The organism is Anabaena sp. WFMT (genome assembly GCF_051781005.1).
GTDB lineage: Bacteria > Cyanobacteriota > Cyanobacteriia > Cyanobacteriales > Nostocaceae > Anabaena.
Genome location: NZ_JBPWOA010000006.1, coordinates 255,564 through 273,570 on the forward strand (window position 1 = coordinate 255,564; position 18,007 = coordinate 273,570).

Annotated in this window: 16 protein-coding genes; 10 read left to right on the plus strand and 6 right to left on the minus strand. The window is 38.9% G+C overall.

Features of this window, described 5'->3' with window-relative positions; all coding sequences use genetic code 11:
• Window positions 1-53 precede the first annotated feature (53 nt).
• The gene (locus ACSQ6I_RS05840) at window positions 54-1,784 is read right to left on the minus strand and encodes an asparagine synthetase B family protein (RefSeq protein WP_438889429.1); all 1,731 of its coding nucleotides are present in this window, start codon (window positions 1,782-1,784) and stop codon (window positions 54-56) included.
• Window positions 1,785-1,821: 37 nt separating this feature from the next.
• Between ACSQ6I_RS05840 and ACSQ6I_RS05845 the strand changes: the two genes are divergently transcribed.
• Window positions 1,822-2,487: a 5'-methylthioadenosine/S-adenosylhomocysteine nucleosidase family protein gene (locus tag ACSQ6I_RS05845; protein ID WP_438889430.1), complete on the plus strand. Its 666-nt coding sequence runs from the start codon at window positions 1,822-1,824 to the stop codon at window positions 2,485-2,487.
• 133 nt (window positions 2,488-2,620) lie between these two features.
• Here ACSQ6I_RS05845 and ACSQ6I_RS05850 read toward each other — a convergent pair whose 3' ends face one another.
• A complete protein-coding gene (locus ACSQ6I_RS05850) occupies window positions 2,621-2,857 on the minus strand; it encodes a hypothetical protein (RefSeq protein WP_438889431.1) in 237 nt (78 codons plus the stop codon).
• Window positions 2,858-3,339: 482 nt separating this feature from the next.
• Here ACSQ6I_RS05850 and ACSQ6I_RS05855 point away from each other — a divergent pair, with 482 nt between their 5' ends.
• Window positions 3,340-4,326: a cyanophycin synthetase gene (locus ACSQ6I_RS05855; RefSeq protein ID WP_438889432.1), complete on the plus strand. Its 987-nt coding sequence runs from the start codon at window positions 3,340-3,342 to the stop codon at window positions 4,324-4,326.
• An 88-nt stretch (window positions 4,327-4,414) separates the two neighbouring features.
• Here the strand turns inward: ACSQ6I_RS05855 and ACSQ6I_RS05860 are convergent, their stop codons facing one another.
• Window positions 4,415-4,765: a hypothetical protein gene (locus ACSQ6I_RS05860; RefSeq protein WP_438889433.1), complete on the minus strand. Its 351-nt coding sequence runs from the start codon at window positions 4,763-4,765 to the stop codon at window positions 4,415-4,417.
• 280 nt (window positions 4,766-5,045) lie between these two features.
• Entirely contained in the window at window positions 5,046-6,458 is a 1,413-nt protein-coding gene (locus ACSQ6I_RS05865; protein WP_438889434.1) for a lysophospholipid acyltransferase family protein, read from the minus strand.
• A 67-nt stretch (window positions 6,459-6,525) separates the two neighbouring features.
• Between ACSQ6I_RS05865 and ACSQ6I_RS05870 the strand changes: the two genes are divergently transcribed.
• Window positions 6,526-7,158 carry a DUF938 domain-containing protein gene (locus tag ACSQ6I_RS05870; RefSeq protein ID WP_438889436.1) on the plus strand — a complete coding sequence of 211 codons (633 nt, stop codon included), beginning with the start codon at window positions 6,526-6,528 and terminating at the stop codon, window positions 7,156-7,158.
• Between the two features lie 23 nt (window positions 7,159-7,181).
• Window positions 7,182-8,078: an oxygen-dependent tRNA uridine(34) hydroxylase TrhO gene (gene trhO, locus ACSQ6I_RS05875; protein WP_438889659.1), complete on the plus strand. Its 897-nt coding sequence runs from the start codon at window positions 7,182-7,184 to the stop codon at window positions 8,076-8,078.
• A gap of 159 nt (window positions 8,079-8,237) precedes the next feature.
• On the opposite strand, the gene ACSQ6I_RS05880 is transcribed toward trhO, so the two are convergent.
• Window positions 8,238-8,900 carry a class I SAM-dependent methyltransferase gene (locus ACSQ6I_RS05880; RefSeq protein ID WP_438889437.1) on the minus strand — a complete coding sequence of 221 codons (663 nt, stop codon included), beginning with the start codon at window positions 8,898-8,900 and terminating at the stop codon, window positions 8,238-8,240.
• Window positions 8,901-9,095: 195 nt separating this feature from the next.
• On the opposite strand from ACSQ6I_RS05880, the gene ACSQ6I_RS05885 reads away from it, so the two are divergent.
• The 6 genes from ACSQ6I_RS05885 to mltA all read left to right on the plus strand — a co-directional run bounded on the left by ACSQ6I_RS05885 (window position 9,096) and on the right by mltA (window position 16,930).
• Window positions 9,096-10,034, plus strand: a complete 939-nt coding sequence (locus tag ACSQ6I_RS05885) for a phosphoribulokinase (RefSeq protein ID WP_438889438.1) — start codon at window positions 9,096-9,098, stop codon at window positions 10,032-10,034.
• 138 nt (window positions 10,035-10,172) lie between these two features.
• Entirely contained in the window at window positions 10,173-10,646 is a 474-nt protein-coding gene (locus tag ACSQ6I_RS05890) for an NADAR family protein (protein WP_438889440.1), read from the plus strand.
• Window positions 10,647-10,967: 321 nt separating this feature from the next.
• Window positions 10,968-13,700, plus strand: a complete 2,733-nt coding sequence (locus tag ACSQ6I_RS05895; protein WP_438889441.1) for a GAF domain-containing sensor histidine kinase — start codon at window positions 10,968-10,970, stop codon at window positions 13,698-13,700.
• Window positions 13,701-14,436: 736 nt separating this feature from the next.
• The gene (locus ACSQ6I_RS05900; protein ID WP_438889442.1) at window positions 14,437-15,204 is read left to right on the plus strand and encodes a hypothetical protein; all 768 of its coding nucleotides are present in this window, start codon (window positions 14,437-14,439) and stop codon (window positions 15,202-15,204) included.
• 266 nt (window positions 15,205-15,470) lie between these two features.
• Window positions 15,471-15,719, plus strand: a complete 249-nt coding sequence (locus ACSQ6I_RS05905) for a hypothetical protein (protein WP_015214059.1) — start codon at window positions 15,471-15,473, stop codon at window positions 15,717-15,719.
• Entirely contained in the window at window positions 15,719-16,930 is a 1,212-nt protein-coding gene (gene mltA / locus ACSQ6I_RS05910) for a murein transglycosylase A (RefSeq protein WP_438889660.1), read from the plus strand. Before ACSQ6I_RS05905 ends, mltA begins: the two co-directional genes overlap by 1 nt.
• Before the next feature lie 100 nt (window positions 16,931-17,030).
• On the opposite strand, the gene ACSQ6I_RS05915 is transcribed toward mltA, so the two are convergent.
• Window positions 17,031-17,900: a DUF5895 domain-containing protein gene (locus ACSQ6I_RS05915; protein WP_438889443.1), complete on the minus strand. Its 870-nt coding sequence runs from the start codon at window positions 17,898-17,900 to the stop codon at window positions 17,031-17,033.
• Window positions 17,901-18,007 lie beyond the last annotated feature (107 nt).

Here is an 18,007-nt window from a genome sequence, read left to right on the forward strand (position 1 = left end):
TCATGATTTTATAAAATATGACTTTAATGAAAAGAAACCAATGATATGGTTGCCTATTTTTTGAATACGGATTTATTTATCTGTAACCAAATTTCCAAACTGACTAATAACCATAGTTTCACACCATATCTTCCCCAGATATCACCTTTAAAATCTAACCAATTACGCAAAATATTACGATTAATATAAGGTGAAATTTCACTGTTTTTATTTAACAAAATTTTTCTAGCTTCCCGTTGCCAATATTTTTTAAATCCTAGTTGTACGGGAACCATCATGCCGCTTTTGGGACGATGAATAATGGTATCTGGTAAAATATCGCTAACTGCTTTTTTGAGTACAGCTTTTTCTTCTACTCCTGAAAGTTTATATTCAGGGGGAATTTGCATACTTAATTCTACTACTCGCTGATCAAATAATGGTGAGAATCCTTGTAAATATGCGGCTTTAGTTAAGTTATTAACTTTTGTTAAAATCTGATCTGTACCTTTAAATTTAATATTTAATGCCATTAATCTATTCAAATAGTTGGCGTTGGAATTTAAGTCAGCAGAAAATATAGATGGTTCATTTTTGAGATTTTGCCAAATTTCGGGTTTTAAAAGTTGTGGTAAATCTAATGCACATTTTTGAAAAGAAAATAAATATGCTTGCAAAGAATCTTGCTTATTAATAGAACCATATAAACTATTAATTAACATCGGCTGATTTTTAGGTCCACCAAAGCAAGGATCTCCACCTTCTCCATTGAGGGTAATCTGTACATTTTCCCTTGCTATTCTTCCTAATAATAGGTTTGGAACTGTTAAAGGATCACCGATAGGATCATCTAAGTAGGCCATTGTTTCTGGGAGACGTTCCCACATATCCTGAAAGGTGATTTCTAAAATGTGGTGTTGAGTTTGGCAATGTTGAGCAACTAAATTAGAAAATTCTAATTCATTTGCAGTTTCTGTACCAAAATGAATTGAATAAGTGTGAACTGGTGCAGTATGAAGTTTTGCTGCTAATGCTGTAATGCTACTTGAATCTAAACCACCGGATAAAAACACTCCCACAGGTTCATTTTGTGGTAAATATTCCTGTACAACTTGCTCAAGTAAAGAACGCAGTTTTGTACTATACCATTCTAAAGGTTGATTGTTATCTGTAATCTGTTCTTGTAGTTGCCAATAATGATAAATTCGCTCTGTTGGCATTTGCATTAAGGTTCCGGGACGCATTTCTCTGACGTTTTGCCAAAGTGTTCTTTCTCCAGGGACGAAAGCGCAACAGAGGTAATCTCGCAATGCGACTAAATCTAAATCATGTGAGTGAAAAGGGTTTAGAGTTCTTAATCTTGGGGATATCCAGCGAGTTAAACCAGTGGTGGTGTAATATAGTGTTTGGCTACCGATGCGATCACGCCCTAACCACAATATCTGTTGTTCACAATCCCAAATTACTAGCCCAAACATCCCCACTAATAGGGTTAAGCACTGAGAACCGTATTTTTCCCACAGTTGTGCCACCAGCTGTTGATTACTGCAACTATCATGAATCTCAATTTCCAATTTTCGCAGTAATTCACCCCGGTTACTTAGCCACACATCCCCAACTACCACAAATCTTTTTGTCGGACTAATTGCAAAATGTGCTGGTTTAGAAATAACTGCAAATTGCTCATCTTGCCAAATTACATCTTCTGTTAAACTCTCTAACCTGCCCCATCCTACACACCAACTAGGCTTTATTTCCACACCTGAAATAGCAGATTTAGGGGGTTTAAAAAAATTAAATAGCATCGGATATAGATTTACCTTGTTCCCGATAATTGAAAATATGCACCTGATTCACACAATTTTAGTACCCCAAGGAGCAGAATACCAAGCTGTTTGTCGCGGTTTAAGTCGCGTTAGGGATTCTCAACCCCAGGTGATAGCAATTCCGATGGGTGTGCAACCACTACGCCAATTTTTAGCTTTAAATTGCCAACATTTAAATCAGCGAGTGCTACTGATGGGTTTATGTGGGAGTTTAAATCAGCGTCACAGCGTTGGTGATGTTGTTTTCTATCGAGATTGTGTTGATCAAGAAAATATACAAAAGTGCGATTTTACCTACACCAGAGAGATACATCGCCAAATTGAGGGTAAAGTATATTTTGTGAAGGGACTAACAAGCGATCGCATGATTTGCTTGGCTGAAGAAAAACGCAACTTACATCAAAAATTTGGTGCTGATGTTGTCGATATGGAAGGATTAGCCGCACTAGAATTTTTCCAGCCCCTTGGGGTATCAGTAGCAATGCTGCGAGTCGTCAGCGACGATTGTCTCCATGATATACCTAATCTCACATCAGCGATCGCAGCCGATGGTTCCCTCCAACCTTTACCCCTAACCTGGGCATTCATCCGTCAACCCTTAGCTGCTACTCGACTGATTAGCGGTTCCTTACAGGGACTCAAAGTATTAGAAAAAGTAGCTTCTCGTTTACTAACACCGTAAAATTACTACTTTGGGGACACAGTTGGCGATATCTAAAAAAGTCTAAAATCCCTATTTTGCTTGCTCTCAAGCGACTTTAGGGTTTAAATATCAACTATTTTTGAATTCGTCAACTGTATCTATAACTGAAAGTCTAAATTACAACTTCGTCACGTTGAGAATCAAAAACAATCTCGAAAGAAGCAGTAGGTGTTAATTCACGTAAGTGCCGAATATAACCATCTGCATCTGAACGACTACGGAATCTAGCCACAATCACCCGTTGCTGATCTGCCACCATACGAGCTATAGCCCAACCATTCAGCCGATTTTTGTAAGTAATTGCCTGATTTTCTGATTTGGTATCTTTGTTATCTGTGTTTTGTGGCATGATTATATTATCCGTATGAAATTTAGTGAATGGCGTTAGTGTGTCTCTTAGGGGGGATAATACTAGCGCCTTTAATTGATGATGCCACCTTGTTATTACATAATTCTTTAATTGTCAATACTTAGTGCAACAACATGACTCATATTAAGCAACAAAACTGAGATAAATGCAGTTTATATAGTTGTCAGGATACACAAACTAAGTTAACTCTACTAACAAAGATTACAGACTCTAGCAATCTGAATTTAAATTTGAAAAAATCTAAGTATTTGTATTATTTGTAGAGCAGATTAGAAAAAAATCAGTAATGTGCCAGGGGCTTACATCAATTTAAACTTGTAACTTTTAGAACTAAAAAAAATATACCTTCCTAGTTTATTCAGTATAAGCTACCATAATTTTGTATTTTATCTATCAAGACTTATGCAAATTAGACTGAATTGGGTAAAATAACTACGTACCCATAAATTTGGTAAACGAAAATGGCATTACTAACATCAATACTGCAAAAAGTAGCATCTCAAATAGAAGCAGTAATCTTAGTAGAACCAGAATATGAATTAGTTGGACATATTACATTTAAAAATGGAAAAAGATCATGTTTTAGTTCTAACAAATTAAATATTAACGGCTTTGGTTCAGCACATCTAGCCAAAGATAAAGCATATTCTAACTTTTTTCTCAGGCAATTTGGATATCGAGTTCCAGAGGGACAAACATTTTTTAATGCTCAAATATGTAATAAATTATCTAACCCTAGAAATATTGATGATGGCTTTAATTATGCTCAAAAACTAGGATTTCCATTAATTGTCAAGCCGCTGAATCTCAGTCAAGGAATATTAGTAACTAAAGTTGATAATCAAGCAGAATACTACGAAGTAGCAGAGAAAATTCTAGCAAATAACTCAGGATTAATTGTAGAAAGATTTTATAGCGGTAATGACTACAGAGTTGTGGTATTAGATAATGAAATTATGGCAGCTTATCAAAGAATTCCTTTATTTATCTCCGGGGATGGTAAATCTAATATTCTCGAACTTATGCACCACAAGCAAGAAAAATTTATCCAGCATGGGAGAAAGAAAATTATTGATTTTAATGATTTCCGAATTCATCAAAAATTACAAAAACAGAATTTAAGTTTTGAAAGTATTATTCCTCAACATACTATTGTATATCTCTTAGATAATGCTAATTTATCGAGTGGAGGTGAATCAGTAGATTATACTGAAACTATCCATGCTGACTTTCAAAAATTATCAATCAATATTACAAAAGATATGGGACTAAGATTAGCAGGTGTGGATATAATTACTAACGACATCACACAGCCAATAGTAGATTACACACTGCTCGAAGTAAATGGCTCTCCTGGATTATCTCATTATGCTGCCAGTGGTGAAACGCAAGCCAAAAAAGTAGAAGACTTATATTTAAAGGTTCTCAAAGCTTTGGAAAATGACTAAGTTCACCAATTTAAAAAATGATGGCAACAGAACTCAGACACACAGAGAAATTCCCAAGCTAAAATCTAAAATCCAAAATGGAATAAGTTCACCAATTTCTACCTAGCAGAGATTCAAATTCAGCTTGTAAAGCTTTGATATCTGCAACTCTAGCTACTAGTAAATTATCTCTTCCCGCATCTTTTAACCTTGCTTGCCAATATTGAATACTTTCTGCATTGTTCACCCAAAACTGAATTACCGTGTCTAGTACTTGATCTAAATTCCAACTCCCAATTGGTGGAACCGATTCCACAGATTTTAAAAACGCATCTAGCGTACAAGTCTGGGTTCCCAAATATTCAACACCTTCCGGTTGGGTTTTTTCCCAACTCTGCTGTTGATGATTGAAAAAATACAAAACTGGAGATACCCCTACAAGATCAAAAGAATATGTCATTCCAGCCCTCCAAACGTGTTGTTTAATGGCACAGAAATCTGAGTTTAAGGAAGATATTACTTCGGTAATATTGCTCTACTACATTCAACTATAACTATAAAAATGTAGAATTACAACCTCAATTACAGGTTTTAAAATTTATTCATAAATTAGCACTTGCTGGCTGAGAGTGCTAATTTGAATTCAGGGAATGAGCGATTTTTTGGCAGGTTGAGTGAGATGTAAGAACCCCACCCCCAACCCCCTCCTCGCTTGCGAGGAGGGGGCTATGATATACTTTTCAATCCTTGATTAATTCCTCTAACTCCATTTGTAAATCTTTTGTTAAATCACTAACACCCTTTCGCAAGGCTTGTTTATTACCCTGACAACTCTCCCACCGTTCACTTACAGAAATTGGTTCACCAACAATAATCATTGCCTGTTTTAAACCTAAACGCGGTCTTCCTGGTAAAGTAGATTCTTGAATACGCGACAACATATCAAACATTAATAATGCCGTTTCTGCAAACCTTTCCGCAGTCGGTTTTTCTTGAATATAATTAGCAGTCACAGCTACAAAACTCTCTGCAATTCTCATGTGTTGCATTCTCAAATCTGCTTCTTCTGCTACCCAGTCAGCTAAACCACGTTTGAGAGGTGGTAAACTTTGAATATCGGCGATATCATCCCGATAAATGTAATTCCAACCCGCTTCTTCTAAACGACGACATCTATCAATAAAGTTACCCTGGGCTTGAACGCTAAAATATTCTTCTGTAATTTGTAAAGCTGTATCCATTAAACGGTGTAATCTAGTAATTAAGACTTCATTAGGAGTGACTGTTTGTTCAGGTATAATTTCTGGTAAATCTCGATGATGGAAACGGCGATAAAATTCTTCCATTTCTGCGATTAGATATGCAGCCAAACGACAAAGACGTTGATATAATAATTCTTCTAGTTGATTTCCAGTTTGACTAATTTCTGGAATTGGTAAACCGCTATCAACTTCTAATTTAGATAACAGCCAATCTATTTTTTGCCAAGGTGGATTAACGTAACTATATTTAATACCAATGGGGATGATAAAAACCTTTTCTTCCCGATTAGCTTTTTGTAAATCTTCCACACACCAAAAACCCAACTGTGCTACACCTGGTTCTAGAGGGCTAACGATGCCACTATGACCATTTGTACCTCCTTCTGGTGCGATCGCAATCGGAAATTTAGCATTAGCTAATAAATCCCGCGCCATTTGAATAGAGTTTCTGTCTACTCGTCTCCCTCTGCGAACAGGTACACCACCAAGCCCAGAAAATAACCAACCTAACCATTTTCCTGCCCATAGCGTCATTCCCCGTTCGTACATAAAATGACTGTGTACTGGGTATTGTAGAGAAATCCCTTTTTCACGCCCTACCTTGGGAACTATGCGTGTTAGTAGATACAACATAGAGAGAGGATCTTCTACTTCTGGGTGACGAAATGCGATGATAAAACGAACTTTTCCCGCTTGAAATTCTTGGTATAATTTGCCTAATACTTCGGCATTTTTGGCTTCAATCTTCACAATACCAGCTGGTAGCCAAGGTCTAGTTCTCACCTGGAGAATGAAGGGAAGAACCCAAGAAGTAATCTTGAGTATCAAGGGGTTAAAACGTGGGGGAATGAATTTGAGTGGTGGTTGGGTGGAATGAATTGATTTAGGCAATTTGTTCTCCCGCAGATGTGGCGATAAATAGGACTTTACTTGATTTTGACATCTTTAAGGAATTTAGATGAACACATCACCAGACCAAAAACAATTTGCACCAGCAACCCAACGCAACCGCGAAGCCATCTTAGAGGTACTTTTACAAGTATTACCTGCAAGTGGCACTATTTTGGAAATCGCCAGTGGCACAGGAGAACACGCTGTCTTTTTTGCACCCAGCCTTAAACCCCGTCAATGGCTACCTTCTGACCCTAACCCCATATTACGCGACAGTATTACAGCTTGGGCAGAAGAATTCAAAAGTGAGAATATTTATCCACCTTTGGAACTTGATGCTAGTCAACCAATTTGGCCAGTGGAGAAAGAAAAATTACCAAATTCTCCAATTGTTGCGATTGTCAACATCAATATGATTCATATTTCCCCTTGGTCAGCCGGTTTAGGACTCATGGCTGGTGCTGGGCGGATTCTGCCATCAGGTGGTATCCTTTATTTGTATGGCCCATACAAACAAAACGGCAGACATACAGCACCTAGTAACGAGGCTTTTGATGAGTCATTACAAGCACAAAACCCAGAGTGGGGAGTGCGTAATTTAGAGGATGTTGTTGCAGCCGCTAATACCCAAAATTTAACCTTGCACAAAACTTACCAAATGCCAGCAAATAACCTGTCACTAGTTTTCCGACGTAATTAATGCAGATTAGCAGACTCGAACCGATGACACCAGAAAATATTTTAGTTGTAGCTGCACTGTATAAATTTGTTAGTTTACCTGATGTTGCCGAAATGCAAACAATCCTGCTGTCCTGCTGTCAGGAACAAGGCATCAAGGGAACAATTTTACTTGCCCAAGAAGGTATTAATGGTACTATTGCTGGTTCCCGTCAGGCAATTGATGCCGTTCTGGCGTTTCTCCGTACCGACCCGCGTTTAGCAGATTTAGAACATAAAGAATCTTACACCGACACCCCACCTTTTGAAAAAATGAAAGTGCGGTTAAAAAGAGAAATTGTGACTTTAGGAATACCAGAAGTTGACCCCAATGAAAAAGTTGGAACTTACATCAGTCCTCAGCAGTGGAATGATTTGATTTCTGACCCAGAAGTAACAGTAATTGATACCCGCAATGATTATGAAGTGAAAATCGGTACATTTAAAAGAGCAGAAAATCCACAAACGCAAATATTCCGAGAATTTCCAGAATATGTAAGTAAACAACTTGACCCCAGCAAACACAAAAAAGTTGCCTTATTTTGTACTGGTGGCATTCGCTGCGAAAAGGCCTCATCTTATCTGCTTTCCCGAGGCTTTGCAGAAGTCTATCACCTCAAAGGCGGCATTCTCAAATATTTAGAAGAAATCCCTAACGAAGAAAGCCTATGGGAAGGAGAATGCTTCGTTTTTGATGACAGAATTGCAGTCCGTCAAGGCTTAGAAGAAGGAACTTATGAATTATGCTTCTGTTGTGGTCATCCCATTGCGGAAAACGATAAAACCTCACCCAAGTATGAAGAAGGTATTTCTTGTCCCTACTGTTTTGATAACATGACCGCAGAAAAAAGAAGACGACAGCAACAAAAATGGAAACACTACAAATTAGAAAATTCAAAATGAAATAGGCTCTACGGTACTTGTTTAAATTACTAGTCGGTAATAGGGAATAGGGAATAGGGAATAGGGAACAGGAGAAAATTTAATTGTTTCCCCTGAACTCAATAATCAATACTCAGTACTCGGTACTCAATACTCGGTACTCAGGAACTGTCTCTGCGTTTAAATCTTCCTCACCAAAGTCAAACCATCAGCGATAGGTACTAAACTAAGATCAACCCGCGAATCTTGATGTAACTTTTGATTAAAAGCGCGCATCTTCTTAGTTTGATTATCCTGGACTTCGGTATCTGCAACCTTGCCAGACCACAGCACATTATCAACAGCAATTAGTCCACCTGGTCGAATTAATTGGAGCGATCGCTCATAATAGTTTTCATAGTTACCCTTATCAGCATCAATAAAGGCAAAATCAAAGGTTTCCCCTTCCCCTGCTGCCAGCAATTGATCTAAAGTTTCCAAAGCTGGAGCAATACGCAAATCAATTTTATCTGCAATTCCTGCTTGTTGCCAATAACGCCGACCAATGCTTGTATATTCTTCACTCACATCACAGGCGACAATTTTACCATCTGCTGGTAATGCTAACGCCACCACCAAAGAACTATAACCAGTAAATACGCCTATATCTAAAGTCTTTTTAGCTCCTAAAGTTTTCACCAACAACGCCATAAACTGTCCCTGTTCCGGCGAAATCTGCATTATAGCCCTTGGCAGTTGGGCAGTTTCATGACGCAGTTGAGTTAAAACTTCCGGTTCTCGTAAAGAAACTGATAGTAAATAATTATACAAATCTTGTTCTAAACCAATTGTCTGCTTTCCCATAATTTATCTACTTGATTAATTCTGCTTTTAAAACTCACTCCGTTTTAGTATAACGAGAACGTTCGTTGTTCTAACGTCTGTTGTAATTGTGTAGAGATGTTTCATCCATAGTCTGAGCATGAATTAATTGTCAACTTCCCTTCTAAAATAAAAGCTTAATCTGTGGAAATATAGCTGTTGGCAGAGGGGGATATAATGAGCCGTCCGATTATTCTTGGTATTGTTGGTGACAGCGCAGCAGGTAAAACGACACTGACTAGAGGAATTGCTCAGGTACTTGGCCCAGAGAATGTTACCCTCATCTGTACAGATGACTACCATCGTTATGATCGCCAACAACGGGCAGAAATTGGAATAACTGCTATCCATCCTGACTGCAACTATTTAGATATTATGCAGCAGCATCTATCGTTGCTACGCACAGGACAGCCCATTCTCAAACCAGTTTACAGCCACAAAACTGGGACATTTGAAGCACCACAATATATCAAACCGAATAAATTCGTAATTATTGAGGGCTTATTGGGTTATTCTACCCGTGCTGCTCGTGATGCTTATGATGTAAAAGTTTACCTTGCTCCGCCTGAATCACTCCGTGCTGATTGGAAAGTTAAGCGAGATACGCAAAAGCGCGGTTATACCGCAGAACAGGTATTAGCAGAACTAGAAAAACGGGAACCCGATTCAGAAGCATTTATCCGTCCCCAGCGTCAATGGTCGGATATTGTGGTGAGTTTTTATCCTGCTAACGAAAATGAAGATGGAACCAATGGTCATTTAAATGTGCGGTTGGTACTACGTCCATCTATTCCCCATCCCGATTTTACCCAGATTCTTGATGCTGGTAATGGTAATTCTCAATCAGCGGTGCGTCTGGGACTAGACAGAGATATGGGTAAACCGGTAGATGTATTAGAAGTTGATGGTCACGCTACTTTGGAACAGGTGACGAAGATCGAGCATATTATGTGTTCGGATATGCCTTACTTAAAAAATATATGCGATCGCGAAATTAATCCAGAACTTGGAAAAATTGCGGGAACAACAGGCGAAACTTTGCAAAGTTATCCTCTCGCACTTACACAGTTAATTATTACTTATCATATGCTCAAAGCTACGCAAATTTACCAGTAATAAATAGGTGTGGGCTGATCTACCCGTTTCTAGCATTTAACAGCAGCCTTTCATACTCTGATAGATAGATCAGCAATAGCAGCAGTTGTGCGATGATCGCTATTGGGACGCTTCCCGGTTGCTAAGGTTGCTTTTGATATGACCATTTACTTTTACAAGGTTTGGCAGCCATATGGCTGTTTTTCTAACTTCTCTCCCCACCCTATCGAAGTGCAGGGTACTCACTGGCCAACAGTTGAGCATTATTATCAAGCACAAAAGTTTGTTGGCAGTAAAGATGAGGTTATTATACCATTAATCCATGCATCTGCTACCCCTGAAGAAGCAGCTGCCTTGGGGCGTTGCAGTACTCGTAAACTTCGTTCAGACTGGGAAATAGTCAAAATTGATGTGATGCGATCAGCTGTACGGAAAAAGTTTACTACTCATCCAGAGATTCGGAAAGTTCTTTTGGTAACAGGTGATGAAATTTTGGTCGAAAATTCACCCACAGATTATTTTTGGGGCTGTGGTGCGAATAAAACTGGTCAAAATCATCTAGGGATAATTCTCATGAGTGTACGTGAAGAAATCCGTCAATTATTGTCTTTGCCAGTAATCACCAATTCATAAGTAAAAAGATTTACAATTGTCATCGGGTTGCAGTTTACGGAAATAGCATCAACCTTGCTGTTTAAATATTTATAAGCTTATTACAACAAGATTTAGGAAAAATGAGATTTTTTTGCCTATTACCACTTTAAGCGCCAGAATTAATTTAAGTGATATTACGGAATTTTATAGAAAAATTTAGATTTGAAATTTGTTAGTTATACTATGTACATTAAGATAAAGTTTAGTAAAAAAAGGTGATAAATCTACAAAGGTTTCAACCATAACGTGACATCAGGGGAAAATTTAAAAAAAATATTTTTGTGAAGGCGAATATTAGTAATGACTTTTAGTGAAGATCAGCCAGATGGTTTACAGCAAGAAAATTTATTGCACAAAATGATTAAGCAGATTCGGCGATCGCTGGATCTCCAAGAAATTTTAACCTCAACTGTTACAGAAGTGCGTTTATTCTTGCGAACAGATCGAGTCAAGATATATCGGTTTGATACTGATGGTAGCGGTGAAGTCATTGCTGAATCTATTCATAACAATTGCCTACCATCATTGTTAGGACTTCATTTTCCTGCTACTGACATTCCAGTATCAGCTAAAGAGATGTTCTTATTAACAAGACAACGCTCAATAGTAGATGTAACTGCGGGAACAATTGGATTGTCACCGCTAAAGTCAGCAAAAAGCGGCAAACCATTACCTACAGAAAATATTTACTATCGACAAGCAGACCCATGTCATCTTCAATATTTAAAGGCCATGGGTGTAAAATCTTCCTTTGCAGTCCCAATTTTAGAATACGACCCCACAGGACAATCGACACAACCAAAACTGTGGGGATTACTGGTATCCCACGACAGTCAAACGCGAACGATTTTAAAACAAGAACTCAAAGTAGTCACCCAAGTTGCCGATCAAGTGGCGATTGCAATTTCTCAAAGTAACCTCCTCAGCGAAGCCAGAACCAAGCAAAAGCAAGAAGCCATCATTAATCAAGTCACAACTCTCTTACATCAACTGCCAACAATCCAACTACAAGAAGCATTAGAAGCAACAATTACATCCTTTAATGGTGTTGGTGGCAGGCTTTATATTCAACAGAGTCAAGAAATATATACCTATGGTGAACAGCCACAACTAACTTATGAACTAGAAAATATTGCCATTGAACAACATCCTGTCTGGCAAAACTTGATAGCTGAGTACAAACCCGGTCAAATTTGGACAATTTCTGACCTTTATAAACAACCTAATTTCAGAGTTTTAGTTCTAGCCTTTAAGTCCACTCGGATTCGGGGACTAATGATCATTCCCCTCCACTACCGTGAAAACTTCATTGGTGTATTAAGCATTTTTCGCCCAGAATTTGATAGTGAAGTTCTCTGGGCAGGAAGATTAGATCCTAATAAGCATCAAGAATTACCACGTCTTTCCTTTGAACTCTGGCGAGAGGAAAAAAAAGGACAAGCACCTGCATGGAAACCGGAAGAAATAGCACTAGGAAAAGCTTTGGCTCATAATTTTGCCATGGCAATTCAGCAACAGCAAACATACCAACAACTACAGTTGCTGAATACTAACCTAGAAGTGAGGGTACAGGAACAAACATCTGAAATAGAAAAAACCCTACTGCTGACTAAAGCACTCAAGCAAGTTACAGATCAGATTCGGAGAACTTTGGACTTGAATAAAATCCTACAAACCATCGTCCAAGAAGTTCGTCCTCTACTCAATTCTGACCGAGTGCTGATTTATCAATTACTGGATGAAGGTAATGGTGAGGTAATTGTCGAAGAAATCAATGGTAATTATCCATCGGTTTTGGGCATGAAACTACCATCAGAATGCTTTCCTGAAGAGTATGCCCGTCTCTACTTACGGGGCAGAGTTAGAGCAATTGACAATATATCTACAGATGTATTAAGTCCTTGCCATCGAGAATTCTTGGAAAGTATGCAAATCCAAGCTAATTTAATTGTACCTATCAAAATGGAAACCCAACTATGGGGTTTACTCGTTGCCCATCACTGTGAATCACCGAGAAATTGGCAAGATGCAGAAATTGATTTGTTGCAACAGTTAGCAGACCAAGCTGCGATCGCAATTCAGCAAGCCCAACTCTACCAACAAAGCTGTAGCGCCGAAGCCGAAGCGATCGCTAAAGCTGCACAACTAGAGCATACACTGCATCAACTCCAAGAAACCCAATCTAAATTAATTCAAACAGAAAAAATGTCCGGTTTAGGACAGTTAGTTGCAGGTATCGCCCACGAAATCAACAACCCTGTCAACTTTATCTATGGCAACCTTTGTCATGCCAGTAATTACACAGAAGATATACTCAAGCTTTTACAACTCTACCAATCCCACTATCCTGACCCTGCAAGTGAGATTCGTGAAATTATGGAAACAATAGACTTTAACTTTGTGATTCAAGACCTACCAAAAATCATGTCATCAATGAAACTAGGTTCAGATCGCATCCGTTCAATAGTCCTATCATTACGCAACTTTTCCCGTCTCGATGAAGCTGAAAACAAGCGAGTTGACTTGCACGAAGGCATTGATAACACCTTACTGATTTTGCAACATCGGCTCAAACCACATAGTCATTTTCCTGGTATTGAAGTCATGAAAGACTATGGTGACTTACCAAAGGTAGAATGCTATGCCGGACAAATGAATCAGGTCTTTATGAATGTTATTAACAATGCTATTGATGTCTTAACTGATCAAGTAGAAGAAAGTCCAAAATCCGCCGATATCAGACCTTTACCCGCTATTCGTATTTCTACCAGAGTTTCAGCACAAAATTCCTATCTGTTAATTAGCATTGCAGATAATGGACCAGGCATGAGTGAAGAAGTTAAAAAGCGGATATTTGACCCATTTTTTACTACTAAGCCTGTCGGCAAGGGTACAGGACTAGGATTAGCAATTAGTTACCAAATCGTTGTCGAAAAACATGGTGGACTAATGGAGTGTATCTCAGCACCAGGCAAAGGTACAGAATTCTGGATTGAAATACCCCTGAAATTGACAAGAGAAAAAAATAGTTAATTAGGTAAAAATTCAGGAGTCAGGAGTCAGGAGTCAGGAGAAACAAGGAAGAAGGAAGAAAATGGTAGTTCATCTTATTCAATCAATAATATATTTGCTAAAAAAGTAAAGTTTAATGAAGAAAATTAGCACCTCTATCTACAGGTGCTACTCTAAATATAGAAGCAAAAGGAACTAGCTTCCCTGGCAGATCAAACAGCTAGAGTTGAAAAGTAAAAAGAGGTCAAAACCGCTGTTAAATTCCTATCTGTCTCGTCAAAACAACACAACACCCAACGCGAACGCTGATATTCCTTCAACTGATTAAAATCAGGGGGCAATGTAGCTAATTTCATTCCTTGTTTATCAAAGTGATGAAAGATAGTACATCCCTAGATAGAATCAAGAAGTAAAAGAAGGGAACAACAAAGCAAGTAGATGTTGGGTGTTGTTGTGTGTAACAGGGAATAGGCAAGAAAAAAGTGGCTTTAGGGACTCCAGGAAATAAATTATTCAATCTTGTGGGATGGGCTTCTAGCCCGTCCAGGTTTAAGGGCAGGCAAGACTTGTACTGAGCTTGTCGATAGCGTAGCGTGGCGTTAGCCATAGTATGCCTACCCCACAAGAATTAATTGAATATTTTTTTATTTGGAAGTCCCTTAGCCCAGAGAGCTTCAATCCTATCTTCTCAGTCCCCAGCGTTAGGCGTAAGTTTGTACTACAATTGAATAGAAACAGACACTTAAAATAGCGCCTTATGTCAATTATTGCGCTCAGAGCGTGGTATCTACAAGATTATGAGCCAATTACAGAATTGGAAAAACGTTCTCCAGACATTCGCTTGAGTAAAAAAAGTTTACTCAAAACTGGACTGCGTGCGGATTTTCTGGAAGAGAGTGATGAAGTTAAAGCTTCAACTTGGTTTAGGCGCTATTTGGAAGGTGAAAACACTGAATTTTATATTGAAGGTAGCGGTGGTTATTGTGTAGCTAACATTGACTTGATTAGTCATGAGATATATTTTACAAAACAAGCGTTGTTAGCTCAGTTAGAACCAACGATTTTTTTCTGCTATCAAACGGAGTATGCCGCAGCGAGTGATTTGCTCAGAGAAGAACTGCAAGAAAGCTTGAAAACTTTAAACTTGCGATCGCGTTTGCCCTTAACATTAATAGAATCATCCCGTCCTAGCAATGCACCTCTGCGGCTGAACCGTGCCATGATGCGGAAAATTCGTAAGAGTTTAATATTTATTGCCGACACCACAGCCATAACAAGCATTGATAACAAAGAAACCCATCAACTAATGCCTAGTCCCAATGTCTGCGTAGAAATTGGCTATGCGATCGCAACTAAGCGGGCTGAACAAATTTTATTAGCACAAATGCAACGTCCAGAATTAGAAGGGCAATTTCCCTTTGATCTACCGTTGCAGCAAATTTTACAATTTCAAAACAGGGCAGAATTAAATAAAATCCTCACAGGGGCTATTGAAACCCAGTTAGCACGATTTAAATTATTTTAGGCATTGAAGACTGGGGATATGGAAAAAGTATTGATCTTTGTTCTCCCTGCCCCCCTTCGACTACGCTCAGGGCAAGCCTGCCTCTTCTGCCCAATCTCCAACTTTTTGGGAACTATTTCTGGGGAAGTAAGCGTCGTGATGCGAAGTCAAAGTTCTGAACTCTCATGATTTTGGTACATCTGATACTTTTCCCGTGTGCTTACCCTTTTCATAGGGGGCCGACGTGGTTAACAATAGGTTGGATGTATTTAAAATGATGTGAATTTATGCCTAGAACTCCAAACGAATATGCCGTTTTCCTCCTCTTGGATAGCGGACATCGGGAAGAAGTGCGTTTTCCTACGATTCAAGAGTTTCAGAAGTGGTATAGTGGGGAGCTTGTGCCAAAGTCAGCTTCTAATGATTTTATTAGCGTACCGATTAAGAATATTCAAGGCGAATATATGGTGGTGCGTCCATCCCGGATTGTTGGCATTCGGGTAGAACCGATTTTTAGCTCTAGTATTGAAAGATGATGAGAAAAACCTTTGCTTTGCTGTCTTTGAGTCTGGGAATTGCCCTTGTAAATCCACTTTGGTCAGTTGTTGCTCAAGTTCCGACTACACTGCCGATACCAATACCGACTACTCCAGAAGTCTTACCAGCACTCCAACCTGTGAATGTGGAAAATGCTTGTAACACCCAAGGTTGCTTGGGTTGGGATGAGCAACTTTGGGGTCAACAAGGAGATAGACAAGCACTGTTAACTTCTATTGATAATAGTTTGCGTTACTTGGGAACGAGTAAAGCGATCGCTATTTATCAAAATTATCCAATTAAAGAGATTACTCTAGATCGTGTCCGTCGGAGTTTGTTACGCTTCCGGCAACTTGTTGTTAGTTCCAAGTCAGCGGCCGAACTACAAGCTGCTGTAAATCGGGAGTTTGTTTTTTATCAGTCTGTAGGCAACGATGGCAGGGGTACTGTTAAATTCACAGCTTATTATGAGCCGGAGTATACCGCCAGCCGGGTGAGAACTTCAACATATAAATATCCCTTGTATAAAGCACCAGCAAACTTTAAAGAATGGGCTAAACCTCATCCAAAACGAGTTGATTTGGAAGGTAAAGATGGTTTATTGGGGAATAAAAGCAAATTACGTGGCTTAGAGATGCTTTGGTTCCGCGATCGCATGGATGCATACATGATCCATATCCAAGGTTCTGCCCAAATTAAATTAACAAATGGCAAAAGAACCTCTGTAGGCTTTGCTGGAGGAACAGATTATCCTTGGACTAGCATCGGAGGAGAACTAGCAAAAGATGGTAAATTGCCACTTAGCGGTTTAACTATGCCCAAGTTACTGAGTTATTTCCGTCAAAATCCCAGAGAGTTGAATAATTATTTACCACGCTGGGAAAGATTTGTTTTCTTTCAAGAAACTAACGGTGCAGCAGCTACAGGCAGCATTAGTGTACCTGTAACAGCAGAGCGTTCCATAGCCACAGATAAGTCTCTCATGCCACCTGGCGCACTAGCACTGATTAACAACTCATTTCCTTATCCTGCCGGGGGAGGAAAATTGCAGCCTCGCAGAGTTAGTCGTTTTGTCTTAGATCAAGATACAGGCAGTGCGATTAAAGGGCCAGGAAGAGTAGATTATTTCATGGGAACTGGTAAACTAGCAGGCGATCGCGCCGGCATTACAGGCGGCAACGGTTCACTGTATTATTTACTACTTAAATAATAAGAAGTAGGAGTCAGGAGTCAGGAGTCAGAAAAAAGATAAATATTATTCCCCCTGCTCCCTGCTCCCTGCTCCCTGCTCCCTTTCGTCTTAAGAGTCCCTAATAAGGTGGATAACCAAATTCATCGTCATCTGCATAAACATAAGAATTGCTAACACCAGCCATTTCCACCTTAGAAACTTCTGGTTTAATAACTTCCTTACCAAAATCCTTGTGTTCTTCAAAAGCCTTACAAATAATTGCCGACTCAGGAGAATCTGAAGCAATCATATAATCAGTTAAAGTTGAAACAGTGGGATGTTTGTAATCCACAGTTGAAGCCACCAAAGCCGTATTCGGCTCAATCCCTCTTTCTTCACATTCAATAATGGGGCAGAAAATTCCATGAGCGTGGAATAAAGGACCTTTTGGAGTTACAGGTTTCTTTTGGAAGGACGCATAAGCCTTTTCTAATTCCGCGACAAAACCACCAATTGGTCTACCTTGTTGATATTCAGAATAATTTTTACCAAAACTTGCTCCTGCTGAACCACTAAGAGTTAATTGCAGAGGTGTTTCATGTAAAAACTTTTTATCTTCACCTACTAAAAAAATTAGATGGCGAGTAAAAGTTTTAAATTTAACTTTATCAGCTAAAAAAGCATCATAATTATCTTTAAAAGTACCCAATTTCATTCCAGTTTCTCGGTCTTTAACAGATAATGGACCGCGACGGACAATTACTAATCTGGGAGTAGTGCTAATAAAAACAGTTTCCATTCCCGAACTAAATTCATGCTCCACCTGTTGCCAATTTTCATCAGGTTGAAAACCAACAGCTTGGGCATTATCCTGTCCAATTGCTAAACCATAGCTTTGTAAACCATCCGCACCATAGCGAGGATTGATCATCAACCCCCAAGGAAGGACTTGAGAAGGAGGGGCATTAAATTTTTCGTCTTCAAAGTCGAACTTGGCAGATGCTTTCATGATTTGAGAATATCAAAGTGCTTAATTTTACAAGTTTATCTCTTGTACCATATTTTGTACCATCCATCTAAGATATCAGGCACTTTCTGAATTAGATTTTAACAATT